The 23,897-nt window shown below is 64.7% G+C and carries 20 protein-coding genes; 10 read left to right on the forward strand and 10 right to left on the reverse strand.

Annotated elements, in window-relative coordinates:
* The first annotated feature begins 10 nt into the window (after nt 1-10).
* Nucleotides 11-988 (forward strand): magnesium and cobalt transport protein CorA, encoded by a 978-nt coding sequence (locus ABIC94_RS12995; protein ID WP_354373409.1) that lies wholly within the window; start codon nt 11-13, stop codon nt 986-988.
* 132 nt (nt 989-1,120) lie between these two features.
* On the opposite strand, the gene ABIC94_RS13000 is transcribed toward ABIC94_RS12995, so the two are convergent.
* From ABIC94_RS13000 to ABIC94_RS13010, 3 genes are all read right to left on the reverse strand, one after another.
* Nucleotides 1,121-1,963, reverse strand: a complete 843-nt coding sequence (locus tag ABIC94_RS13000; protein WP_354373410.1) for a siderophore-interacting protein — start codon at nt 1,961-1,963, stop codon at nt 1,121-1,123.
* Nucleotides 1,964-1,979: 16 nt separating this feature from the next.
* Nucleotides 1,980-2,594, reverse strand: a complete 615-nt coding sequence (locus tag ABIC94_RS13005) for a PadR family transcriptional regulator (protein WP_354373411.1) — start codon at nt 2,592-2,594, stop codon at nt 1,980-1,982.
* A 173-nt stretch (nt 2,595-2,767) separates the two neighbouring features.
* Nucleotides 2,768-3,634, reverse strand: a complete 867-nt coding sequence (locus tag ABIC94_RS13010) for an HDOD domain-containing protein (RefSeq protein ID WP_354373412.1) — start codon at nt 3,632-3,634, stop codon at nt 2,768-2,770.
* Nucleotides 3,635-3,851: 217 nt separating this feature from the next.
* On the opposite strand from ABIC94_RS13010, the gene ABIC94_RS13015 reads away from it, so the two are divergent.
* From ABIC94_RS13015 to ABIC94_RS13025, 3 genes are all read left to right on the forward strand, one after another.
* Nucleotides 3,852-5,366, forward strand: a complete 1,515-nt coding sequence (locus tag ABIC94_RS13015; protein ID WP_354373413.1) for a ComEC/Rec2 family competence protein — start codon at nt 3,852-3,854, stop codon at nt 5,364-5,366.
* A 31-nt stretch (nt 5,367-5,397) separates the two neighbouring features.
* Complete coding sequence (locus tag ABIC94_RS13020; protein WP_354373414.1) at nt 5,398-6,564, forward strand: hypothetical protein; 1,167 nt, start codon at nt 5,398-5,400, stop codon at nt 6,562-6,564.
* A gap of 68 nt (nt 6,565-6,632) precedes the next feature.
* A complete protein-coding gene (locus tag ABIC94_RS13025; protein WP_354373415.1) occupies nt 6,633-8,066 on the forward strand; it encodes an SEFIR domain-containing protein in 1,434 nt (477 codons plus the stop codon).
* A 260-nt stretch (nt 8,067-8,326) separates the two neighbouring features.
* Here ABIC94_RS13025 and ABIC94_RS13030 read toward each other — a convergent pair whose 3' ends face one another.
* The 3 genes from ABIC94_RS13030 to ABIC94_RS13040 all read right to left on the reverse strand — a co-directional run bounded on the left by ABIC94_RS13030 (nt 8,327) and on the right by ABIC94_RS13040 (nt 11,697).
* The gene (locus tag ABIC94_RS13030; RefSeq protein WP_354373416.1) at nt 8,327-9,184 is read right to left on the reverse strand and encodes a hypothetical protein; all 858 of its coding nucleotides are present in this window, start codon (nt 9,182-9,184) and stop codon (nt 8,327-8,329) included.
* A 174-nt stretch (nt 9,185-9,358) separates the two neighbouring features.
* Nucleotides 9,359-10,690 (reverse strand): sulfatase family protein, encoded by a 1,332-nt coding sequence (locus ABIC94_RS13035; RefSeq protein ID WP_354373417.1) that lies wholly within the window; start codon nt 10,688-10,690, stop codon nt 9,359-9,361.
* 14 nt (nt 10,691-10,704) lie between these two features.
* A complete protein-coding gene (locus ABIC94_RS13040) occupies nt 10,705-11,697 on the reverse strand; it encodes a Bug family tripartite tricarboxylate transporter substrate binding protein (RefSeq protein WP_354373418.1) in 993 nt (330 codons plus the stop codon).
* Between the two features lie 86 nt (nt 11,698-11,783).
* Between ABIC94_RS13040 and ABIC94_RS13045 the strand changes: the two genes are divergently transcribed.
* A complete protein-coding gene (locus ABIC94_RS13045) occupies nt 11,784-13,028 on the forward strand; it encodes a DUF418 domain-containing protein (protein ID WP_354373419.1) in 1,245 nt (414 codons plus the stop codon).
* On the opposite strand, the gene ABIC94_RS13050 is transcribed toward ABIC94_RS13045, so the two are convergent.
* From ABIC94_RS13050 to ABIC94_RS13060, 3 genes are read right to left on the reverse strand one after another with little or no spacing between them, the layout of a single operon-like run.
* On the reverse strand, nt 13,004-14,134 hold the full coding sequence (locus ABIC94_RS13050; RefSeq protein WP_354373420.1) for a mechanosensitive ion channel family protein: 1,131 nt from the start codon (nt 14,132-14,134) through the stop codon (nt 13,004-13,006). The genes ABIC94_RS13045 and ABIC94_RS13050 overlap by 25 nt on opposite strands.
* Nucleotides 14,131-16,365 carry an FUSC family protein gene (locus ABIC94_RS13055; RefSeq protein WP_354373421.1) on the reverse strand — a complete coding sequence of 745 codons (2,235 nt, stop codon included), beginning with the start codon at nt 16,363-16,365 and terminating at the stop codon, nt 14,131-14,133. The genes ABIC94_RS13050 and ABIC94_RS13055 overlap by 4 nt, the downstream gene beginning before the upstream one ends.
* The gene (locus ABIC94_RS13060) at nt 16,365-17,426 is read right to left on the reverse strand and encodes an inositol monophosphatase family protein (RefSeq protein ID WP_354373422.1); all 1,062 of its coding nucleotides are present in this window, start codon (nt 17,424-17,426) and stop codon (nt 16,365-16,367) included. Before ABIC94_RS13060 ends, ABIC94_RS13055 begins: the two co-directional genes overlap by 1 nt.
* Nucleotides 17,427-17,547: 121 nt before the next feature.
* On the opposite strand from ABIC94_RS13060, the gene ABIC94_RS13065 reads away from it, so the two are divergent.
* The 3 genes from ABIC94_RS13065 to ABIC94_RS13075 are packed head-to-tail and all read left to right on the forward strand — an operon-like array spanning nt 17,548 to nt 19,688.
* On the forward strand, nt 17,548-18,288 hold the full coding sequence (locus ABIC94_RS13065) for an RNA methyltransferase (protein WP_354373423.1): 741 nt from the start codon (nt 17,548-17,550) through the stop codon (nt 18,286-18,288).
* A gap of 57 nt (nt 18,289-18,345) precedes the next feature.
* Entirely contained in the window at nt 18,346-19,137 is a 792-nt protein-coding gene (gene cysE, locus ABIC94_RS13070) for a serine O-acetyltransferase (RefSeq protein WP_354373469.1), read from the forward strand.
* A gap of 14 nt (nt 19,138-19,151) precedes the next feature.
* Entirely contained in the window at nt 19,152-19,688 is a 537-nt protein-coding gene (locus ABIC94_RS13075; protein WP_354373424.1) for a DUF4256 domain-containing protein, read from the forward strand.
* 44 nt (nt 19,689-19,732) lie between these two features.
* Here ABIC94_RS13075 and cadR read toward each other — a convergent pair whose 3' ends face one another.
* Nucleotides 19,733-20,209 carry a Cd(II)/Pb(II)-responsive transcriptional regulator gene (gene cadR / locus ABIC94_RS13080; protein WP_354373425.1) on the reverse strand — a complete coding sequence of 159 codons (477 nt, stop codon included), beginning with the start codon at nt 20,207-20,209 and terminating at the stop codon, nt 19,733-19,735.
* A 71-nt stretch (nt 20,210-20,280) separates the two neighbouring features.
* Between cadR and ABIC94_RS13085 the strand changes: the two genes are divergently transcribed.
* Together ABIC94_RS13085 and ABIC94_RS13090 are read left to right on the forward strand one after the other, a co-directional pair.
* Nucleotides 20,281-22,572, forward strand: a complete 2,292-nt coding sequence (locus ABIC94_RS13085; RefSeq protein ID WP_354373426.1) for a heavy metal translocating P-type ATPase — start codon at nt 20,281-20,283, stop codon at nt 22,570-22,572.
* A gap of 35 nt (nt 22,573-22,607) precedes the next feature.
* On the forward strand, nt 22,608-23,873 hold the full coding sequence (locus ABIC94_RS13090) for a cation:proton antiporter (RefSeq protein WP_354373427.1): 1,266 nt from the start codon (nt 22,608-22,610) through the stop codon (nt 23,871-23,873).
* Nucleotides 23,874-23,897 lie beyond the last annotated feature (24 nt).

Genomic DNA, 23,897 nt, shown 5'->3' on the forward strand with positions numbered 1-23,897 from the left:
ACGAGTACCGATGCTGATCAATTGCGTGGCCTACGAAAACGGCGCCAAGCTCGCCGATATTCCGGTCGAGGACATCAGCGAATACATCACGCGCCCCGGTTGCTTTGTCTGGGTGGCGCTGAGCGACGCCACGCCGGAAGAGCTGGCGCAGATGCAGGACGAGTTCAACCTGCATCCGCTGGCGGTCGAAGACGCGCATCACGGCCATCAGCGCCCCAAGGTCGAGGAGTACGGCGACTCGCTCTTCGTGGTGATGCACCTCGTGGAGCCCTCGACCGAAGGCGCGCACTGCGTGAACGTGGGCGAGGTCGACGTGTTCGTGGGCAAGAACTACGTGCTTTCGGTGCGCAACCGCAGCCAGCAGGGCTTTCTGGGTGTGCGCGAACGCTGCGAGCGCGAGCCCGACTTGCTGCGCAACGGCGCGGGCTTTGTGCTCTATGCGCTGATGGATGCCGTGGTCGACCGTTACTTTCCCGTGATCGACGCGCTCGAAGTGGAGCTGGAATCCATCGAGCAGCAGATCTTCACGCAGGGCGGGGCGGCGCGCGACAAGATCAAGCAGCTTTACGACCTGAAGCGGCGCAGCATGATTCTCAAGCGGGCAGTGGCGCCGCTGACCGAGGCGGCAGGCAAGCTGCACGGCGGGCGGGTGCCGCAGATCTGCGTGAGCTCGCAGGAATACTTTCGCGACGTGGCCGACCACCTGGTTCGCATCAACGGCTCCATCGACGCCATGCGCGACACCATCGGCACGGCCATTTCGGTGAACCTGTCGATGGTCACCATCGAAGAGAGCGAAGTGACCAAGCGGCTCGCCGCCTGGGCCAGTATCTTTGCGGTGTGCACTGCGTTTGCCGGCATCTGGGGTATGAACTTCGAGCACATGCCGGAGCTGAAACTCCGCTACGGCTATGCGGCGGCGCTGGCGTTGATGGGCGGCACCTGCAGCTACCTCTACTACCGGTTCAGGCGCGCCGGCTGGCTCTGAGTTTCTTTCTCCCTCCCCTTCCGGGGGAGGGCAGGGGTGGGGGCAAGCGGCGTATCAAGTTGATAGCGGCTTTTTCGTAGGCCGCTTGCCCCCATCCCAACCTTCCCCCGAAGGGGGAAGGAGCAATGCGGGTTACTCGTCGTGCGTGTCGTGCGTGGCCACCGCGCCGCGGCGCCAGTAGCCTGAGGCCCGCGTCCACTTCGGATTGGCACCGCGCTCGCCCACCAGATGCGCGCGCAGCGCCTTGGCAATTGCCGATTCGCATCCCACCCACGCATGGAAGTCGCCGGCCGGCAGCTTCATCGCCTTCAGCGCATCGAGCAGCACCGGGCTCATCCCGGGCTCGGTTCCGCGGCGGTGCACCCACTGCAGCGTGAGTTCGGTCTGCGTTTCGAATGGAATCTGGTCGGCCTCGCTGTCGATCTCGGCCAGCACCACCACCCGCGCACCGGCCGGCAACTCGGCCAGGCGCCGTGCGATGGCGGGCAGGGCGGTGTCGTCGCCGATCAGCAGATGCCAGTCGAACCCGGTCGGCACGATGAACGAGCCGCGCGGGCCGCCCACGCCGAGCACGTCGCCGGACTTGGCCTGTTCGGCCCATTGAGTGGCGGGGCCGGTCTCGTGCAGCGCGAAGTCGAGTTCCAGCGTGTTGGCCTGTGCGTCATGCCGGCGTGGCGTGTAGTCGCGCATGGTCGGCCGGCCTGCGGGCCACACCGGGCCGTCGGGCCCCATGGTCGGCAGCGTCAGCTCGCCGGTCGCGGCATCGGGAAAAAAGATCTTCGAGTGGTCGTCGAAGCCCGGGCTCGTGAAGCCCGCGAGGTCGTCGCCCGTGAGCGTGACGCGGATCAGGTGCGGCGTGATGCGCTGCACTGTTTTTACCGTGAGCCGGCGAAAGCGAAGCTCGTGGCGCACGCGGCGCGGCGTGCGGTCGGGCAGGGAGGAGGCGGTAGATGTGTCGGTCGAAAAGTCAGTCATTTCAAGAAAGTTCTTTCTAGATGCGTTCCAGTTGCTGGGCGGCGCTGTCGAGCACCGCGGCGAAATCGTGGGCTTGTTGTTCGGTGAGGGGGGCGCCCGAGAGGCGCATGCGCATCGCGAGCTTCAGGTTCTCGATGGCGCGCGTCACCTGCGGCGGGCGTCCGCCGCGCGGGCCGGCGCCATCCACGCCGCCGCTCATGCGGGCCATCATGGCGTCGGCCGTGTCGCGGTTGGCGGCCAGAAACTCCTGGCCGCTGGCGGTGATGCTGTAGCGCTTGCGGCCACCGGTGTCGGCCGTTTCCACGCTCAGGTAGCCCAGCTCTTCCAGCAGCGTGAGCGTGGGGTAGACCACGCCGGGGCTCGGCGCGTAGCTGCCGCCCAAGCGGTCTTCAATGGCCTTGATGAGCTCGTAGCCGTGGGCCGGCTTGTCGGCGATGAGCTGCAGCAGCACGAAGCGCAGCCCGCCATGGCCGAACACCCGCCCGCCGCCGCGACCGCCGCGGCCTCCTCCATGCATGCGCTCTTCGCCGCCGCCGTGATGGCCGCGGCCGCCGGAAAGGCCGTCTTCATGTTCGCCACGCGGGGTGTGGCAGTGGTGATGGTGGTGATGGCCGAAGTGGGGGTGTCTCATATCGAAGTCTTCTTGAGGTATGTCGAAATTATTTTCGATATATCTAAAAAAGTCAAACGACTGTGCCCTGTCGCATCGTCGTGCGATGCCATCCACGGAGGCGGGGGGCTGGTCAGGGGGCCGCTGACTGCGGCCGAAGTAGCCGGAAGACGGGCAAGGCGCCCGTCCGATGATCAGGCGATCATCGACTCCAGGTCGGACGCCAGTTCGCGAGGCGCCGGCATGTCCTGCATCACGTCTTCGGAAAGCCCGATGGCGTCTGCCGACAAGGCCGGCCAGACGTGCTGCGCGTCACCGATGCGCAGCCCTTCGCGCTCCAGTGCGACGCGCCAGACCGCAAGGTGCAGCACGTTGGCCAGGGGGTCGACGTGCTCGGCCTCCATCGGGTTGGCAAAGCAGGAGAGGGCGCTGACGAACTCGGGCGCGAACTTCCAGCGGGCGGCCAGCCGGGAGCCGACTTCGCCGTAGTGGAAGCCGAACTTCTGCTGTTCCACCTCGAGTCGCCCCATGAGGTCGAAGGGGTGGGCGGCGTTGAGCTCGGCTATCTGCTCCTTCATGGCGCTGGCCATGATCAGGTGGCCGATGGCGTGCATGCTGCCGACGGTGAATGCAAGGCTCTGGTCCACACGGCGGGTCTTGCCAGCGAGGTAACGGGCCACCGCCGCCACGCGCAGGCTGTGCGACCAGAAGGCCGGCAGGTTCACGCCGTCGATCTTGCGGAACGTGCCCGTCAGGCCGGAGCTCACCACCAGGGAGCGGATGGAGGAGAAACCCAGCAGCTGGATGGCGTCCTGAATCGACAGGATCTTGCGGCGCAACCCGAAGTACGGCGAGTTGGCCATGCGCAGCACGCGGGCCGTCAGCACCTGGTCGAGTTCGATCTTGCGCGCCACCACGGAAACCGCGGCATCCTCGTTGCGAAGGAGCTCGATGAGATCGAACACCACCTTGGGCACCGTGGGAAGCAGATGGCTTTCGGCAAATAGTTCGTCCAGGGTCATGGCGATCTCGGTGTAGTTTTCGCTGCCCGGAATTGTCATGCAACTTTAGTGTTACATGTTGACGACTTCTGAAATCGAGCCCGTTCTCGCGGACCGATTGCAGACTTCCTGCAACACAGATTGCGTTTGCGGGGCTGTTTTTGGGTGAGGTCGACTTTGCCGCCAACGCCCTCCCGTCGCCATACCGCTTTCGAGGGATGTGCTTCGCGCCAGGCGCTGCTAAAAGCATGGAATTCGTCAAAAGAGGGGGCGGGGCATGGCACACCGATTCGTCAACTTGCGCGCGGACGGAAGTCCGGTCCACCTCTACGACGACAAGAAGAAAAAATTCCGCGAGGTGATCTGGGGCGACTTCCTCAAGGTCAAGAAAGATCTCGGCGACGGCTGGCTCGAAATCGACTGGGCCGCCCGCTCGCCCACCAAGCGGCGCACGCTCTACATCCGCAAGGAAGACACCCTCGCCCGCCGGCCGCTCGAGATCATCTTCGTCGACGTGGGCCAGGGCGACGGCGCCGTGCTGATCTCGCCCGAGACCGACGGCGAAGAACGCATCGTGGTCATCGACGCCGGCGAGGGCGGCAACATGCGCGCCTTTCTCGCCGCAAGGTTCCAGACCTACCGCGGCTTCGACTTTGCCGCTGCCGTGATGACGCACCCGGACAGCGACCACTACCTCGGCTTCAAGGATGTGTTTGCAGACCCCGGTATCGGATTCGGCACCGTCTATCACAACGGGCTCGTCGAGCGGCCCGTGAGCGGAACCTGGGAGAAGCTGGGCGGCAAGCCCGTGAAGGAAGACGGCGCTTCCGTTGCCTACATCGGCGACCTTGCGACCGACTACGCAACCGTAAAGACCATCTTCGGGAACGCCGGCACCAACCACCTGTTTCCGCAGGTCATGAAAGCCGCGCTCGAGAACCCGAAGATCCAGGACATCTGCATGCTCTCCGTGCAGCACGCGACAGTGGAAGACGACATTGCCTGGATGCCCGACTTTGCCCCGTCGGACAACCGCGGCTACACGATTCGGGTGCTGGCCCCTGTCGTCGAAGAAGGCCCCGACGGCATGCCGGCGCTGCGGCAGCTGGGCTCGTTCAATGAAACCAAGAACGGGCACTCCGTCATCCTGCGGCTCCAGTACGGCAAGTTCAGCGTGCTGTTCGGCGGCGACTTGAACGAGGGGGCCGAGAAATTCCTGCTGCAGCACTACACCGGCAACGCCGATAGCAAGTTCCCGAAGACCGGCACGCCGGCCTACGACGACATGGTGACCAAGGCGCGCGACATCTTCAGGTCAGACATCATGAAGTCGTGCCACCACGGCTCCGAAAAGGTGACCGATGCGTTTCTGGATGCCGTCAATCCGGCGGCCTTCATCATCTCGTCGGGAGACGAAGAGGGCCACATCCACCCGAGGCCCGACCTGCTCGGCCGCCTGGGCCGCTTCGGCCGCGGCGGCGCGCCGGTGATTCTTTCCACCGAGCTCCAGCGCTCGTCGCGGGCGATGGAAGACAAGAACTCCGTCGACAAGCTGCTGGCCGGCATCGACAAGCTCGCCGCGGGCACGCTTTCGCCGGACAAGATCACCCAGCTCAAGGCCGATGTGAAGGAACTCGCGCGCAGCAACGTCGAGGTGTATGGCGCGATCTATCTGAAGACCGATGGGGAGCGGCTGATTACCGCTTTTCGTATTGAGGCTAAGTCGGAGATTGAGAAGTGGTTTTATTTTCGGTATCGGTTTGAGGGGGATGTGCTTGTTCGGGAGGATTGAGGCAGGCGCCCTGGCATCCCACAAAGAGGGGATGCCCAGCACCTTCCACACCGCTAACGTGTTGCAGAGGAAATCACAAATGGGAGGCGGAAAAATGCATTGGACAGCTGCGAGCGTAGCCATAGCGGCATTCTTGGTAATGCCAAATATCTCCCTTGCTTTCGAACTGTCGCCTGACGGAACGTCCTTCGAGAAGAAGCTTGCGAAGAAGGGGCAGCCAACCGGGGATAGGTTGCTCAGTCTGATAGCAAACTTAGGCGTCCGGAAGTTCGGTAGCCCAGTTCACGAAGAGATCGCAAACCGATCACTGGATTGCGATGGAGATGCAGATATCTGCGCTGACCCTGATTGGGATCCGGCGCAGGCCTACGTACTTGCCGGCGTACGTTGGAACGATGACCCGCCATTCAGGTTCGAGTCTTCATTCGGCAAGTACCGAGGATGCAAGACCGGCGACACGGTACGCCTCGTAGTGCAACCAGAGTGCTGGGGGCGAGTGTTCTTCGACGGGAAGAAAAGGGCAGCTCGCGGTGAGGCGCTGAATGCCAAGACCGCGCCGCTCCTTGTACGGTCCCATTTTGGCGATATGCAGTTTCTTCACGCGATGGGTTCGGTCGATGGTGAACCGCCGGACATTACCTACGGGCGCATCATGATGTGGGCCGAGTTCACGTGGAAGGTCGCGACCAAGAAGATTGCCCCCGATGGCATCGTCGCGAACCAGGATGTGGTGGGTATTCGCGACGTCTTCGGCTTGAACGGATGGAGCGTGCAAGATCTTTTTGCTCTCGGAAATCCGAACATCCGTAAGCCTTCCTATCTGGGGGCGGTTGCGTTCGGAAGCCTCTTGCACACCGTTCAGGACTCGTTCTCGCGCGCGCATGTAGAGCGAGAACAAGTAACGAAGGGGGCCAAGTGCCCAAGCGCTGCTGGTGAGTACGCGGCGCCAGGCCGCATCAGAGAGTTTCACGCCTATGGTCACCAAGACTCGGACAAGCACTCCACCGCGGACGTTCGTGATGCGTTCTCCGTTCACTGGTCTTCCGGAGCGCCAAGCGCGGTAGATGTCGGAAGAGTGCTTGCGCAGTTCTATGACCGCCAGGCGGAATGGTCGGAGGTTCAGCCGTATGTGGAGTGCATATTCCGGTTGGCGCCAAATGCGACGACGGCGTCCCCTGGTGACTATGCTCTCGATTGATCGACGCATGGTTCATTGAACTAAATTCGCCGACGTAGGTTAGCATCAAGCGAAGACTTGCGAGAGTAATGATGGCCACCGGTGCACCACCTAAAGTTTTTGTTTCCTACAGCTGGTCAACTGCGGACCATCAAGACTGGGTACTCGGCTTGGCCACTGAATTGACCGAATCAGGTGTCGATGTCATCTTAGACAAATGGCACCTGCGTGATGGCCACGATTCCATCAAGTTCATGGAATCGATGGTGACGGATCCAGAAGTCAAGAAGGTGATCATCTTGGCAGATAAGATCTATGTCGAGCGCGCGAACGCCCGCACGGGAGGGGTGGGTACCGAGACACAGATCCTCACGCCCGATCTTTACGGAGGCCAGGATCCAGACAAATTCGTCCTCGTTGTGTGTGAGCGCGATGAAGAGGGTAAGCCGTATATCCCGACCTACTACAAGGGACGGATCTTTATCGATATGAGCGACAGAAGCCAGCAGGCCGCAAGTCAAGAACAGTTGCTCCGATGGATATTTGGCAAGCCTGTACACGTTCGACCCGCGATTGGACGTCGCCCGGACTATCTCGAGAAGGAGCCGTCGATCGATCTAGGCACTGGAGCTGCTGCGCGGCGCTGCTTGGATGCAATTTCCCACGGAAAGCCGATCGCGTTGGGTGCGTTGATCTCGTATTTCGAAGTCTTTCAGGAGAACCTCGAAAGATTTCGCATCGTGCGGTCCAACGAAATGGCTTTCGACGATCAAGTCGTCAGGAGCATCGACGATTTCCTGCACTTTCGAAACGAGGTCATTGCGATCTTCAAGGCCGTGGCCCAATACGCTCCTGCCGGCGATTTTGCAGGCGCGATCCATCATTTCTTCGAGGCCCTTCTGGAGTACACGGCACGAGCCCCCGAACATGCCGGCCGCTATCACGAGACGGACTGGGACAATTACCGCTTCTTCGTTCACGAGTTGTTCCTGTACGCCATCGCAGCTCTTGTTCGTTTCGAGCGCTTTGAGGTTGCCTCCACTTTGCTAACCAAGCAGTACTTGCTCCCGAAGAGCGTGCGTGAAAGCCGCAACGACCCGACCGGCAGCTTCGACCGACTCTTCAATTCCCTGGGCTCTTTCGAAGAGCGAAAGCGTCGAACTGCTAGCAACCGAATCTCGCTCTGGGCCGACAAGTTGATCGAACGGGTAGTTGGAAGTGGCCTAGAAATGCGCGAGCTCTGCCAAGCCGACATGTTGGCCTATGTCAAAGGCCAACTGGCTGAATTGCGCTGGTATCCGGTCACCTGGATCTATTTGGGTGAAAGCAGCGGTACGCTGGAACTCTTCGCTCGTGGAAGTTCGGCTCGATATTTCCAGGAAATACTGGTTCCGTTGCTTGGGATTGACGACAAGGCCGCGTTCGTCGATGCGGTCGGCAAGATGCGCCGCTTTCAAGCGGGTTACTCAACCATGGATCTCGACTCAATGTTCGGGCTCGACAAGCTGTCAACACGCCCGTAGATCGCAGTGCGACTGAGAATATCCACGGAAAATCGACCTAGGTGCGACGTGCGTGAAGCCAGATGCCGATGCCACAATGCACCCGGAATCTGTGGTCCATTAGCCCGATTGACGAGCGACCGGTGCCGACGTGGATCAACGCGGCCACCTGCGCAGGCGAAGCAGGCGATCGATCGTTCATATTCCGAAAGCGTCATGGTCCTTCGCGGAGATCCGCGACCAGCGGCAAGTCCGGAGCGTGCTTGCTTGGCCCCGCAGCCTCACCAAGGTATGGTCTTGACCTTTTGTTCGCCATTGTCCAAAGGCATAGCTTCGATTGCATCTAGAAACTGCGACAGCTCGCGAGGAGCGAAGGCGCGCGGCAGTCTGTGCGTCACTCCCATTTTCCGAAGGCGCCTGTCGGCTTGGTTCATTTTGTGAGCCCAACGGCCGTCCAAAAGGACCAGCTCGCAGGACATTGCCGCGCCCATCGCATGGACGAAATCTGACGCATCATGCGGCCCAAAGACTGCAGCCGCATCAACCACAAAATCGCGAAGCAATGCGTTCATGACAAGGTCGCGCAGAGTCGCGCCTTGAGCTCGTTTGTCAGATTTCGCTAATGCCACTTTGGCAGGGTCAATCTTCAGCGAGTTCACTGTCTGCGCCACACTAACTTGAAGGTCTTGAAGGGCTCGATTAACGATGGCTCGATTCTCAACAGAGTCTCCGACCAGTCCAACCATTGTCAGGCGATTTCCGTTTCCCAACCAACGATCGGCCATTTCGCGCAGTATCAAGTTTTCCCTCTTGCCGTCCTCGGTTGGTCGCCCATGGCGTTGCATAAAGCCCGGGTCGCCGCCAAAGTCCGCGACGAAGAGTCTAGGAAGCGCCAGGTCGAAAAAAAGTTCGGCCGCGGCAGCTTGTTGCTCGTCGGTCATGCCGCTGAACTCACCAAAGTTGTGAAGTGACAAGAGTAGTGTTCCACCCGAGCGATTGAGCGCTGCCAAGAACCTGTCTCGAAGTGACAGGTCTTCAGAAAATTTCCGAATCGCCCAGTGATCCATGTAGATGGCAGGAGCCACCAAAGATTGGCGCATTCGCGGCTCGCCCGCCTCAGTCGAAAACATTGAAATCATGCGACGGTTCCCTGTGAGCTACTAGCCTCTCTTGCTCGGCCGTGAGTTGAACGGCCACTGCTGGATCAGCACGGCTTGCCGAGACGCAAACCGATTGCGTTCCAGTGATTTTCGTGTCTTCGAAAGTCGCATGCAGACGCTTCTTGCGGTCAAGTACAGCCTATGCGCCGCCCCTCACCTCTGCGGCATATCCCTAACCGAATACCCCAAACTAACAGTCGCATCCTCCGGAATCCCAGGCATCGTCGCATTCCACGCCGCCCAGTCAGCCCGCATCGCAGCCAACCTCTCCGGCTCCTTCTTCCCCAGATTCGCCCGCTCGCGCTCATCCGCCGGAATGTTGAACAGGTACTCGTTCCCGTCCACCTTCAGATATTTCCAATCCCCATCGCGCATCGCTTCCTGCCCGCGATGGTTCATGCGCCAATGCAGCGGCCTGCGGAAGCTGTGCTTCGCATCTTTCAGCAAGGGCATCAGCGACACGCCGTCGAGCGGGTAGGCCGCATCGGCCTTCACGCCGGCCGCGTCGAGCATGGTGGCGGACCAGTCCATGGTCATGCAGAGTTGCGTACTCTCGCTGCCCTTGGCGATCACTGCGGGCCAGTGCGCGATCCATGGCACGCGGATGCCGCCTTCGGTCAGGTCCATCTTGCCGCCGACCAGCGGCCAGTTGTCGGAGAAGCGCTCGCCGCCGTTGTCGCTGGTAAACACCACCAGGGTGTTGTCGGCCATGCCGTGCTTTTCTAGCGCGGCCATGATCCAGCCGATGCCTTCGTCCATGTGATGGATCATGCGGCGGTACACGTGAATGTTGCCGCCGGCCAGGTCGAACAGGTTGTCTTTGACCGTGGGCGCCTTCTCGGCGTCGTCGCGGGTTTCCCAGGGCCAGTGCGGGGCGGTGTAGTGCAGGCTCAGGAAGAAGGGGGCTTCTTCCTCTTGTTTCTGTTTGACGGCCATGCGTTCCACGTAGTCGACTGCGCGTTTGGAAAGAATGTCGGTCAGGTAGCCGTCTTCCTTCTTGTCCTCTTCGCCGAACCACAGGTCGTGCTGGCCGGTGGAGTCGCAGTGGGTGAAGTAGTCGACCCCGCCCGACATGGGCCCGAAGAATTCGTCGTACCCCGAGCGCAGCGGCCCGAAGTGGGGCGGGTAGCCCAGGTGCCATTTGCCGATGAGGGCGGTCTGGTAGCCGCTGGCTTTCAGTAGCGACGGCAGCGTGGGGTGGTCGGTGGGCAGGCCGAGCGTGGTGCTGCCGCGGCTGCTGCTCCTGATGGGCTCTTCGGCCGCGCCGCGCAGTCGGTATTGATACCGCGCGGTAATCATCGCGAAGCGGGTGGGCGAGCACACGGGCGAGTTCGAGTAGCCCTGGGTGAGCTTCAGGCCGTTGGCGGCCAGGCCGTCGAGCACGGGCGACACGGGGCCGAACGCGGCATCGCGCCCGCCGTAGCAGCCGAGGTCGGCATAGCCGAGGTCGTCGGCCACGATGAAGATGATGTTGGGTCTGGTCATGTGTCTGAAAAGATTCAGGGCTGGTAGCCGGACTTCTGCACGACGGGTGCCCACTGTGCGCGGTAGGCCTTGAGCATTGCGGCGGTCTGCGCCTGCGTGCTCACCACCGGGGTCATGCTGGCGTCCTTGAACTTGCGCTGCGTGTCCGGGTCTTGCATCACCTCGCGAATCATGTTCGACAGGCGTTCGACCTTGTCCTTGGGCATGCTGGCGGGCGCGAAGAAGGTGTTCCAGCCGGTGGCGGCCAGGTCGAGGCCGGCTTCCTTGAAGGTCGGAATGTTCGGCGCAAAGGGCGAGCGCTTGGCGCCGGAGAGGGCGAGGATGCGCAGCTTGCCCGCGTTGTGCTGCGGCAGCACCACGTCTTCGGTGTCGACGGAAATCGGCACCTGGCCGCCGATGAGGTCGTTCAGCAGCGGGGCCGAGCCGCGGTAGCCGATGATCTGCGTCTGCACCTTGGCCTTCTCGCCCACCATCAGGCCGAAGAAGTGCGGCAGGCTGCCGGTGGCGGGCACGCCCACGTTGGCCTGGTTGGGGTTGGCCCGCATCCAGGCGAGCAGATGGTTCAGTTCGCGCACCGGCAGGTGGGGCGACACAGACAGCGCAAAGTCGTAGGCGTTGACGTGCGAAACGGGCACGAAGTCGCGCTCGGGGTCGTAGTTGTTGTCCTTGAAGACCAGCGGCGCCACCACCATCACGGCGGGGTTGGCGAGCATCAGCACGTTCTGGCTGGCGGGGGTGTTCTTGACCTGCTGGGCCGCAAGGCGGCCACCCGCGCCGGGCTTGTTGTCGACCACCACCGGCACGCCCAGGCGTGCGCTGAGCTTGTCGCCCACGATGCGCGCCACGCGGTCGGTGGCGCCGCCGGGTGCGTAGCCGACCACGATGCGCAGCGGGCTGTCGAGCGCCTGGGCGCCGGCGGGGGTGGCCAGGGTGGCCATGGACGCCATGAGGCCGGCTGCGGCAAGCAGCGTGGCAAGGCGGCGGGTGATGGGGGTGTTCTTCAGCATGATGGGGTTCCTCGTTCAGACGACTGTAGAGACGCTACATTCGATTGATCTAATCAACCATCCTCCAGACTAACCCGCAACGCCACATGGCGCACCAGAACCCTTCCGCGCAAAACCCGGGCAGCGCCTCGAACGAACGCCAGCACATGGTCGATGCACTGCGCGGCTTTGCGCTGCTGGGCATCCTGGTGGTCAACATCGCGAGTTTTGCATCGACCTACTACGGCCTGGGCATTCCCGATCCGCTGGGCGTTTCCCTGGCCGATCGCAGTGCCTCGTTCGTGCGGGCCTTTGTGTTCGAGACCAAGTTCTACCTGCTGTTCTCGTTCCTGTTCGGCTACAGCTTCACGCTGCAGATGCAGGCGGCGGAGCGCGACGGCAAGCCGTTCGTGCCGCGCATGGTGCGGCGGCTCGTCGGCCTGTGGGTCATCGGCGTGCTGCATGCCGTGCTGCTCTATTACGGCGACATCCTCACCGCGTATGCGGTGCTGGGCGCGGTGCTGCTCATGCTGCGGCGGCGCGGGGATGTGTTCCTGGCGTGTGCGGCCATCGGGCTGGTGCTGCTTGTTTCGCTGTTGTGGGCCGGCGTCGGCCTCATGTATTCCCAAGCGGACATGCAAATGGCAACCCAGGCGGCGTACGCCGATGCCGCGGCTGCGCTGGCCGCCTATCGTGCCTCGCCCGCCATGGTGGTCGTGCAGCATTTGCGCGACCTTTCGCAGGTCTGGTGGATCACCGCGCTGGTGCAGGCCCCGGAGGCGCTGGCCATGTTCTTTGCGGGGTTCATTGCCGGACGGCGCGGGCTGCTCGCGCATGTGGAAGCGCATCGCAAGCTGCTGCAGCGGGTGTTGTTGTGGGGCTTGGTCATCGGCTTGCCGGGTGCGCTGGCTTACGGGCTTCCAGCCATGCGGCTGAACGACGCGGTGCGCGAGCTCCAGGGCCTTGCGGTCACTTTGCTGACGGCGCCGTTTCTGGCCGCTGCGTATGCGGCCGGCATGCTGCTGGTGTTCCAGACCAAGCGGGGCAGCGCGCTGGCGCGGCTTTTGGCGCCGGCGGGCCGCATGGCGCTGTCGAATTACCTGCTGCAATCGCTGGTCTGCGCGTGGATCTTTCTTGCCTACGGGCTGCGCTGGGTCGGAACCATCGGGCCGCTGGCCACATTTGCCGTCGCGCTGGCAATCTTTGCCGGCAACCTGGTGCTGAGCCGGTGGTGGATGCACCGCTTCGCCTACGGGCCGGCGGAGTGGGCGCTGCGGGCGTTCACCAACCTCCGGCTTCCGCCGATGCGCCGCCGCCACCACGCCGGTCAGCGCGGCGGCACGCCTTCCTGAGCCAGCTGGCCCGTCGGGTATTCCGCGTGGGCGGCCTGCGCGCCTTGACCGAGTTGCTTCTCCTGCATGCCGTCGCTTTCGATGCGCATTCTTGGCAGGAACTGCGGGTATTCGCGCTGCATGAAATCGATGAGCCCTTCGCGCACCTTGCAGCGCAGGTCGAAGGCAAGGCCCGAAGTGGCCGCGGTGCACAGCACGCGAAGCTGCATGGTGCGCTCGGTGGCGTCGGTTACCTGCAGGTTGAAGAAGCGGCGGTCCCACTCGGGCGCCGCCTTCACGATGCGTTCGACCTCTTCGCGCAGCGGCGCCATCGGCATGCCGTAGTCGGCATAGACGAAGACGGCGCCCAGCAGTTGCGACGAATGGCGTGTCCAGTTCTGGAACGGCTTCTCGATGAAGTAGGTCAGCGGCAAGATCAGCCGGCGATCGTCCCAGATCTTCAGCACCACGAAGGTGCCCGTAATCTCCTCGACGCGGCCCCATTCGCCCTCGACCACCAGCACGTCGTCAATTCGAATCGGTTGCGCCAGCGCAATCTGCAACCCAGCAATCAGGTTGCTGAACACCGGCTTGGCCGCCAGGCCGGCCACGATGCCGATCACGCCCGCGGAGGCTAGCAGGCTGGCACCGACCTGCCTCGCACCGGGAAAGGTCATGAGCATCATCGCGCCGCCGGCCACCAGCACCATCGACATGGCGGTGCGCGCAAGCACGCGCGTCTGGGTGAGCACGCGGCGTGCGTGGAGGTTGTCTTCGACGTCGTAGGGGTGCTGCGCGAGCACGCCGTCGGCGAATCCGCTGATGGCCTTTACCGCGAGCCACGTGGTGGCTGCAATCAGCAGCAGGCCGTTGAAATGCCGCACGCTGCCTATGAAGCGAAGGTCCTCGGGCGCGGCCTGGAAAACGAGCAGCAGGGCAATGAGCGGCAGCACCAGCCGGGCGACCGCCTTGCAGTTGACCACCATCGCATGGAGCGCGGGCGTCGGGCGGGTCACTCGCATCAGGACAAGGCCGCCAATGCGGTGGATCAGCAGCGCGAGCGGAACGGCGATCAGGGCTGCGAGCCAGGTGCCGAACCAGGGGTGGGCAAGCATCTCTTCGGTCATTGAGCGGTGGTCGTGGTTTGTGTCTCCAGGGGTTGAAGAATGCGCGCCGCGTCGTCGCGCAGCTGCGTGGCGAGTGCCGTGGCCAGATCGAGACGGCGCAGCAGCCAGGGGCTGATGTCGTTGTCGAACGGGTCGGGCAGGGGAATCGGGCCGCCCACGGTGGTGGCGCCGGGGCTTTCGGGCAAGGTGGGGCCGGTGGTCGGCGCGGTGCCGATGGCCGCTTCGATGCGCTGTGCCGTGCGCGCGAGCGGGCCTTCGATTTCACCCGGAGTGAGCCGGTCGCGCCGCAGCACGAGCATCGATTTGACGGCGCTCAGCTGCGCCAGCAACTGGTAGCTGTGCGCCTGCAGGTGCTCGAGCGGTTCGAGCGGCGGCTGCACCGCGCGCGGTTCGGAGAGCGAACGCTGCGTGGCCTGCACCAGGGCCGAAAGGCTGTCGAAGGCCTCACGGCGCGCAAGCCGCCATTCGAGCTCGGGGCTGCTGTCGATGGCCTGCAGCTGGCCGAGGCCGAGCGCCAGGCGTGCGTGGCGTGCCTGCGCGGTGAGCGTGCGCGCCACCAGCGCCGGAATCTGCCCGCGCTCCCACGAGGGCAGCACATAGCAGAAGCCCCAGGCCAGCGCGGCACCGATGAGTGTGTCGGCAATGCGCTCGAACAGCGCGAAGATGGGCGCGGCACCGGTGTTGAGCATGTGCGCCTGCAGCAGGCCGAGCACCGTGGCCGCCACCGCCGTGATCAGGTAGCGCCGCACCGCAAAGCTGTGGGCAATGGCCTGCGACACCGTGACGAAGGCCAGCAGCAACAGCGCCGACGGATGCGCGGAAAGCAGGCCCACGGCCAGCACGCAGCCCAGCAGCGTGCCGGCGACGCGGCTGTTGCGCCGCTCCAGCGTTTGCGAAAGGCTGCCGCGCAGCACCACCACGATGGTCAGCAGAATCCAGTAGTCGTGCGAGCCCCAGGGCAGCGACACCGCAATGGCGTAGCCGGTTGCAATGGCCAGCGCCGCGCGAATGGCATGGCGCAGCGGCGGTGCGTCCCAGCGCCACAGCGCGAGGAAGGGGCGCCACGACCAGTCGGTCGGGCTCACGAACATCTGCCAGTTGGCGCGCACCACCGCGAGGTTGGGCTCCGCATCGCCGCGGGCCATGGCCGAGAGGCGCAGCACCTCGTCGTTGATGTGGCCGATGCGGCTTGCGAGGCCGCGCGCGAGCATGGCGGCATTCGGGCCCGGCAGGCCGTGGCTCGCCGCATGGTCTTCACCGGGAAGGTGAATCGATGCCAGCCGCGGCCGCCGGTCGGCCACGGCTTCGGGTTGGCGGCCCATCAGCAGGGCGTCGGCGAGCGCGGTGGTCTCGTCGGCCAGCTCCTCGAGCACGCGGCGCATCTCGATGAGCGCCTCGGCATGCGCGGGGTGGCTCTTGAGCGCGTCGAGATCGAGCTCGCTCGCGAGCAGCTGGTCGCGCATTTCGAGCACGATCACCAGCATGGCGGCCAGCCGCTGCCGGCGCGGCGTGCGCGGCGACTCGAGCACGATGTCGCGCGTGGCCTGCAACTGGTCGGCCAGCGCGGCTTGTTCGCGCAGCAACTGGCCGAGCAGCGGGGCAGGGGTTTCGCGCACGTCGCGGGTGTCGTCGCGCGGCGTGAACTGGGTGGCCTCGGTGCGCATCAGCGCAGCAAGCGAATACAGCACGTCCGAGACCGACTGCACGCGATAGCGCGAATTGAGCGCGTGGTTGGCCAGGTTGGCCCAGATCACGTAGAGGCCGGCGCCCAGGCCGAAGTGCCAGGTGCGTTCGATGGCCTCGGCCATGCCGCTCGGCGCGGGCGTAGCCATCGAGAAAACCATCGAGAACATCACCGCAATGGCGATGGGAATGCCCCGCTTGCCCCACGCCATGGCCAGAAAGGCGACGAAGGTGGCGGGCACCAGCACCAGGCCGAGGCGAATGGGGGCGGTGTGCAGCAGCTGCACCAGAAAGAAGAGCGGCAGCCCGATCAATGGGGCCGGCAGCATCTGGAAGAACTTGCCGCGGCGCGGGCCGGGCAGGTCGGGCGGGGCCGTGACGATCACGCCCACCGCGGCGGCGGACGCCGCGATGGTGCCGAGCCACAGGTGCGCGCCGGCCGAAATGACCAGCAGGCCGAGCGCAACGCTCACGCCGTTGGCGACGTATTGGCTCAGCGCAACACGCAGCGCCGCACGAAACCGCAGGGCGGCACCTGGCCCCTGCATCACTTGGCCGAAGTGTCGCCTTCGGAAGGGCTGCCGTCGGCAGGCGCGTCGCGGCGAATGCGCGTGAGCTTGCGCGACACCGGCGCTGCCGGCGCAGCCGCCGGAGCAGGCGCCTCGTCGTCGAGCGGCGCGGCCGACAGCTCGGTGACGGTGCTGCGGGCGTACAGGTCGACCGATTCGTCGGCATTGGGCCGGGCGGCGGCCGACACGGCGCGCACGCGGTCGCTGGCGCGCATCTTGTCGTCGATGCCGGCGAACTTGGAGTACTTGGCGAGCAGCGGCACCAGCTGGCCGTAGATGCGCGGTGCGCCGGCCAGGCATTCGCGCTGTTCGAGGAAGTCGGGCTCGCCCGTGAAGTTGCCGATCAGGCCGCCGGCCTCGGTAACCAGCAGCGAGCCTGCGGCCACGTCCCAGGGGTTCAGGCCGGTTTCGAAGAAGCCGTCGGTAAAGCCGGCCGCCACGTAGGCCAGGTCGAGCGCTGCCGCGCCGGGGCGGCGCAGGCCTGCCATGCGGGGCATCATGTCGGCCATGATGGCCAGGTACTGCTTGAAGTTGTCGCCGCTGCGGAACGGAAAGCCGGTCGAAACCAGGCATTCGCTGAGCTTGGTGCGCTTGGAAACGCGGATGCGGCGCTCGTTCATGTAGGCGCCGCGGCCCTTGGTGGCCGTGAACAGGTCGTTGCGGCTCGGGTCGTAAATGACCGCCTGCTCGATCTTGCCGCGCACCGACAGCGCAATGGAAACGCAATAGACCGGAAAGCCGTGGATGAAGTTGGTGGTGCCGTCGAGCGGATCGATGATCCAGACGTAGTCGGAATCTTTTGCACCGTGCTGGGTGCCCGATTCTTCGGCCAGGATGCCGTGCCCCGGATACGCGCCAAGCAGCGTTTCGATGATGACCTGCTCGCTGGCGTGGTCGACTTCGGTAACGAAGTCGTTGACCTGCTTTTGCGAAATGCGCACGGCCTCGACGTCGAGGGCGGCGCGATTGATGATGGCGCCGGCGGCGCGTGCGGCCTTGACGGCCACATTGAGCATGGGATGCAGGTTGGGGGACGACATTCTGGATTGTGAGAAGAACGGTGGGGTAGGTCCCTTGGAGGCGACCCTGCGGCCCGGCGATGCGGGCGGCGAGAATCGGGGATTTTACCGGCTCCGCCCGTTTCGTGTCTCCAAACCCTCCATGCGCACCCGTTTTATCCTGATCCAGACCAGCCATGCCGGCAATGTGGGCGCCGCCGCCCGCGCCATGAAGACCATGGGTTTCGACGACCTCGTGCTGGTCACGCCGCGGTGGGCCAACGTGCTGCGGCGGGAAGAAACCATCCAGCGCGCAAGCGGGGCGCTGGACGTGCTGAACAACGCCCGCATCGTCGAAACGCTGGACGAGGCGCTCGACGGCATCACCCACCTGTGCGCCACCGCCATGGTGCCGCGCGACTTCGGCCCGCCCACGCGCACCCCGCGCGAGCACCTGGAGCCGCTCGCGAAAGAGGGCGACCAGCATGTGGCCTTTCTCTTCGGCTCCGAGCGTTTCGGCATGCGCAACGAAGACGTTTACCGCTGCAACGTGGCCCTGACCATTCCCACCGACCCGAATTTCGGCTCCCTCAACCTCGGGGCCGCCATTCAGGTGATTGCCTACGAATGGCGGCTTGCGCTGGGCGGCTATGCGGTGCGCGACGCCACGGCGCCCGTCGAGGCGGCCGACGCGAAGGCGGTGGCCGGCATGCTCGACCACTGGGAGCGCTCGCTGGTGGACGTCGGCTTTCTGGACCCCCAGGCGCCGAAGAAGCTGATGCCCCGGCTGCAGCAGCTCTTCAACCGGGCCCAGCCCACGCCCGAAGAAATCCACATTCTTCGCGGCATTGCCAAGGCCATGGCCGATGCGGCCAAGGGGCCGCAGGGGCCCCGAAATGGCTAAAACCCCATCGCCCGTGCGCGAAGACGGCCGGCTTTAGACTCCTCGGCCCCTATCGATATAACGACAACAAAGGCAGCGATGTTCTCTCGTTTGCGCGCCGACATCCGGTGCATCCTCGAACGCGACCCGGCCGCGCGCAGCGCCTGGGAAGTGATCACGGTCTACCCTGGCTTTCATGCCGTGGTGCTGCATCGCTGGGCGCATGCCTGTTGGACGCATGGTTTCAAGTGGCCGGCCCGCTTCATTGCACACGTGGCGCGCGGGCTCACGGGCATCGAGATCCATCCGGCGGCCAAGATCGGCGAGCGGGTGTTCTTCGACCATGCCATGGGCGTGGTGGTGGGCGAAACCGCCGAGATCGGCGACGGCTGCACCATCTACCAGGGCGTGACGCTGGGCGGCACCTCGCTCTACAAGGGCACCAAGCGCCACCCCACGTTGGGGCGCAACGTGGTGGTGAGCGCGGGGGCCAAGGTGCTGGGCGGGTTCGTCGTCGGCGACGGCGCCAAGATCGGCAGCAACGCCGTGGTCATCAAGCCGGTGCCGGCAGGGGCGACCGCGGTGGGCATTCCCGCACGCATCATCCCGTCGAAGGCCGGCGAGAGCGCCGACGTGGCCACGTCGCAGAAGTTCTCCGCCTACGGCATCACCCAGGACGACGACCCGCTGAGCCAGGCCATGCGCGGCCTGATCGACAGCGCCGCCGGCCAGGAACACCAGATCGCGCTGCTTTGGCAGGCCATCGAGAAGCTGTCCGCGCACCCCGGCTCCAAGGACTGCGTGCCCTGCGACGCGGCCCTGGACGAAAACTTCGAGGCGGAGAAGCTCACCCAACTCATAGGCAAGTAGCGGAACCAAGAACCATGAAGACGCAAGAACTGCTTCAGACATTGCAAGCTCGCTTCGAGAAGAACATGCAACGCCACAAAGGCGTCACGTGGGCCGAAGTGCAAGCCAGGCTCGAAAGCCACCCCGCTGCGCTGAAGTCGCTTGGCGCAATGGAAGAAACCGGCGGCGAGCCGGACGTGATCGGCCAGGACAAGAAAACCGGGCAGGTCACGTTCTGCGATTGCGCCCCCGAGAGCCCGACGGGCCGCAGAAGCCTTTGCTACGACCGTGAAGCGCTGGACTCGCGCAAGGAAAACAAGCCGCAGGACAGTGCTCTCGACATGGCGGCCTCCATGGGCATCGAGCTGTTGACGGAAGAGCAGTACCGGGAGCTGCAGAAGCTCGGCAAGTTCGATGCGAAGACGTCCAGCTGGATAGAGACGCCGCCTGACGTTCGCTCACTCGGCGGAGCGCTCTTCGGCGACTACCGCTATGGCAAGGTGTTCGTGTATCACAACGGTGCCCAGTCGTACTACGCGGCAAGGGGCTTCCGCGGCTCGCTTCGCGTGTGAGAGCGCGGCCGGCGTGATCGTGCCCTGAATCACGTCAAGACACATCAAGTCGAACGTTTGGCGGATGTGTTGTGCAGCGAGCCGTGTACATGGCCCGCGTGCTGCCCGAAGGGATCATCGGATGCGAGCGCGGCGGTGTCCAGCTCCTGCAGGATGCCGCAGTTCTGCGCCGATTCGGACCCGCCGCATTGCAGGCGCAGCGCCTTCAATTGCTTCTCGAGCGTCTTGAGTTCCGAGATGCGCGCGGCCACGTGGCCGATGTGGTCGTCCAGCAGCTGGTTGACCTGGCCGCAGTCTTCTCCCGGCGCGTCGCGAAAACGCAGCAGGCTGCGGATCTCGTCGAGCGTCATGTCCAGCGAACGGCAGCGCCGGATAAAGCCCAGCCGCTGCGCATGCTCGTCGTCGTAGATGCGGTAGTTGCCTTCGGTGCGCGCCGGCTCGGGCAACAGCTGTTCGCGCTCGTAGTACCGGATGGTTTCCACCGGCGTGTTCGCGGCCTTGGCCAGTTCTCCAATTTTCATGATGCGGCAAGAACGAAGTGAAGGAATTGGCGTTTGACTCTACACCTGCTTCAGGGTTTCCAATTGCTTTCATGACGAACCAGAATGCTCTGAAACCGGTAGCGGCGCATGCGCATCCCCATTCGCAAGCCCCTGCCGAAACGGCCTGCTGCGGCAGCCCCGCCTGCGGCTCGCCAACCGCTTCCATCAATATCAACACCGCCGACGTCCCGAAGGGCGCCTTGCTCTTCCGCATTCCCACCATGGACTGCGCCGTGGAAGAGTCGGAGATCCGGCGCGCGCTCGAGCCCGTCCGCGGCATCAGCGGGCTGCGCTTCCGGCTCGGGGAGCGGACCATGGCCATCACCGCCGACGACGCAGCCTTGCCCGATGCGCTGGCAGCCATTCGCAAGGCGGGGTTCAAGCCTGAGCCGCTGAACGACGTGGCCAGTGCCCAGCCCGCCGCCGGCGCAGCGCGCACCGCCGGCCTCATGACGCCGGAGCTCTTGCGGCTGGTTGCCGCGCTGGTCCTGGCCATCGCTGCCGAGACGATTTCCTTTCTTGCACCGGAAGGCGCCGGGGTCACGGCGGTGGAGATGGTGCTTGCGCTCGCGGCCATCGCACTGGCCGGCCTCGACACCTACAAGAAGGGCTTCGCGGCATTGGTGCGCGGGCGCCTGAACATCAACGCCCTGATGGCCGTGGCCGTGACGGGCGCCTTCCTGATCGGCCAATGGCCCGAGGCCGCAATGGTGATGGCGCTTTATGCAATTGCCGAAATGATCGAGGCGCGCGCGGTCGATCGTGCCCGCAACGCCATCCAGGGCCTGCTGGCACTGGCGCCCGAACAGGCCGAGGTCAGGCAGCCCGACGGCAGCTGGAAGACGGCAAAGGCCGACACCGTGGCGCTCGATGCCGTCGTGCGCATCCGGCCCGGCGAGCGCGTGCCGCTGGACGGCGTCGTCACCGAAGGCGCAAGCGCCGTCGACCAGGCGCCCGTCACGGGCGAGAGCATTCCGGTCGACAAGGCGGTGGGAGACCCGGTGTTCGCAGGCACCATCAACCAGACGGCCGCGCTCGAATTCCGCGTGACGGCCGTGGCGGCCAACACCACGCTCGCCCGCATCATTCATGCGGTCGAAGAAGCGCAGGGTTCGCGCGCGCCCACCCAGCGCTTCGTCGACAAGTTCGCGAGTGTCTACACGCCGGCGGTCTTCGTGCTGGCGATTGCCGTCGCGGTGCTCACGCCCTGGCTCATGGGCTGGACCTGGATGCAGGCCATCTACAAGGCGCTGGTGCTGCTGGTCATTGCGTGCCCTTGCGCGCTCGTCATCTCGACGCCCGTTACCGTGGTGAGCGCGCTGGCCTCGGCTGCGCGGCGCGGCATTCTGATCAAGGGCGGCGTGTACCTCGAAGAGGCGCGCAAGCTCAAGGCCGTGGCGCTCGACAAGACGGGCACCATCACCGAAGGAAAGCCGCGGCTGGTCGAGTCGAGACTGCTCGATGCAGCAGGCGACGAGGGCGCGGTCTTCGCAATTGCAGCGAGCATCGCGGGCCGTTCGGACCACCCGGTATCGAAGGCCATTGCCGAGGGCCTGCAGCGCGAGCCGCAGCAGGTCGGCGACTTCACGGCCCTGCCCGGACGCGGTGTGCAGGCCACGCACGAAGGCCGGGACTATGTGCTCGGCAACCACCGGCTGATCGAGGAGCGAGGGCTGTGCACCCCGCCGCTCGAAGCCGAATTGAAGCGCCATGAAGAGGCGGGCCGCACGGTCACGCTGCTGGCCTCCGGGCACGAGGTGCTGGCGCTGTTCGCGGTGGCGGACACCATCAAGCCGTCTTCCAAAGCGGCCATGGCCGAGTTGCGCGCCCTCGGTGTCACGCCGGTGATGCTGACCGGCGACAACGCCGCCACGGCCCGGGCGATAGGTGCCCACGCAGGCATCGACGACGTGCGCGGCAACCTGCTGCCCGAGGAGAAGCTCGGCGCCATCAAGGCACTGCAGCAGCGCCACGGCATCGCCGGCATGGCAGGCGACGGCATCAACGACGCGCCCGCGCTCGCCCAGGCGGACATAGGGTTTGCAATGGGCGGTGCCGGTACCGACACGGCGATGGAAGCGGCCGACGTGGTCATCATGAACGACGACCTGCGGCGCATTCCCGAGACCATTCGCCTCTCGCGCCGCGCGCACTCGGTGCTGTGGCAGAACATCACCCTGGCGCTCGGCATCAAGGGCGTGTTCTTCGTGCTCGCGGTGTTCGGCAGTGCAACCATGTGGATGGCGGTGTTCGCGGACATGGGGGCGAGCCTGCTGGTGGTGGCCAATGGGTTGCGGTTGATGCGCATGCCAAGGACGGTGGATTCACCCGAACGAAACTAAGATCGCGTATTCCCGATTCACCCGCGCCCCGGTTCATGTCTGCCACTTCTCTCCTGCTGCAACTCATCGTCATCCTGAGCACGGCGCGCATCTGCGGCTGGGTGCTTCGCCATGTGGGCCAACCGAGCGTGGTCGGCGAAATGGCGGCGGGCCTGATGCTCGGGCCGGTGGTCATGGGAGCCCTGTTCCCTTCGTTGCACGCGCAGCTTTTCTCCAAGAGCCACCTCGAAGGGCTCTCGTCGCTTTCGACCGTAGGCCTGGTGCTCTTCATGTTCGTGGTGGGGCTGGAACTGCGGGCCGCACACGGCGTGCGTGCGCAATTGAAGGCAGCCGGTTATGTGGGGGCGCTCAGCATCGTCGTGCCGATGGTGCTGGGCATCGGGATCTCGCCGGTGCTGCATCCGGCGCTGGCGCCCGCGGGCGTGGGCTTCTGGCCGTTCGCGCTGTTCATGGCCGCGGCGCTTTCGATCACGGCCTTTCCCGTCATGGCGCGCATCCTGAAAGACCGCGGCCTCACGCGCACGCCTTTCGGCCAGCTCTCGCTCAGCGCCGCGGCCGTGGTCGATGTGTTCGCCTGGATCTTGCTGGCGCTCGTGGTGGCGCTGGCCGGTGCCGGGGAGGGCTACACCGGCCTGCTCAAGACCACGGCCGGCGTGGCCGTGCTGCTGGCTGTGCTGTTCTTCGGCATGAAGCCGGCCTTTGCCTGGCTGCTGCGCACGCGCGCACCCGATGGCGAGCCTTCGACCACCATGATGGCCGCGCTCATGATCGGCCTCCTGGTTTGCGCACTGGCGACCGAGTGGCTGCATCTGCACGCCGTGTTCGGTGCCTTCCTGTTCGGCGTCTGCCTGCCGCGCGACGACCGCCTGCTGCGCTCGCTGACGGAGCGCATCGAGCCTATTTCCATCGTCGTGCTGATGCCGCTGTTCTTCGCCCTCGCGGGGCTTGGCACCACCGCCAACGCGTTTTCGGGAGCGAGCGTGGGTGCCATGCTGCTGATCGTCGGGGTGGCCACCGTCGGCAAGCTGGCTGGCGGCGCCATCGGCGCGCGCATGGCGGGCTACGGATGGCGCGACAGCCTCGCCACCGGTTCGCTGATGAACGCGCGCGGCCTGATGGAACTCATCGTGATGAAGATCGGCCTGGACGCCGGCTTGATCGGCCCGGAACTCTTCACCATGCTGCTGGTGATGGCGCTCGTGACCACCGCGATGACGGGGCCGCTGATCAACCTGGTCATGGGGCGCACGAAAGCGCCCACAGCGGCAAGAGACGAAACACAGGCGCGCGCAGAGCCGTAGTCCGTCCCCGGCGCGGTTCTGCGC

Source organism: Variovorax paradoxus, assembly GCF_040544635.1.
Classification (GTDB): Bacteria; Pseudomonadota; Gammaproteobacteria; order Burkholderiales; family Burkholderiaceae_C; genus Variovorax; species Variovorax paradoxus_R.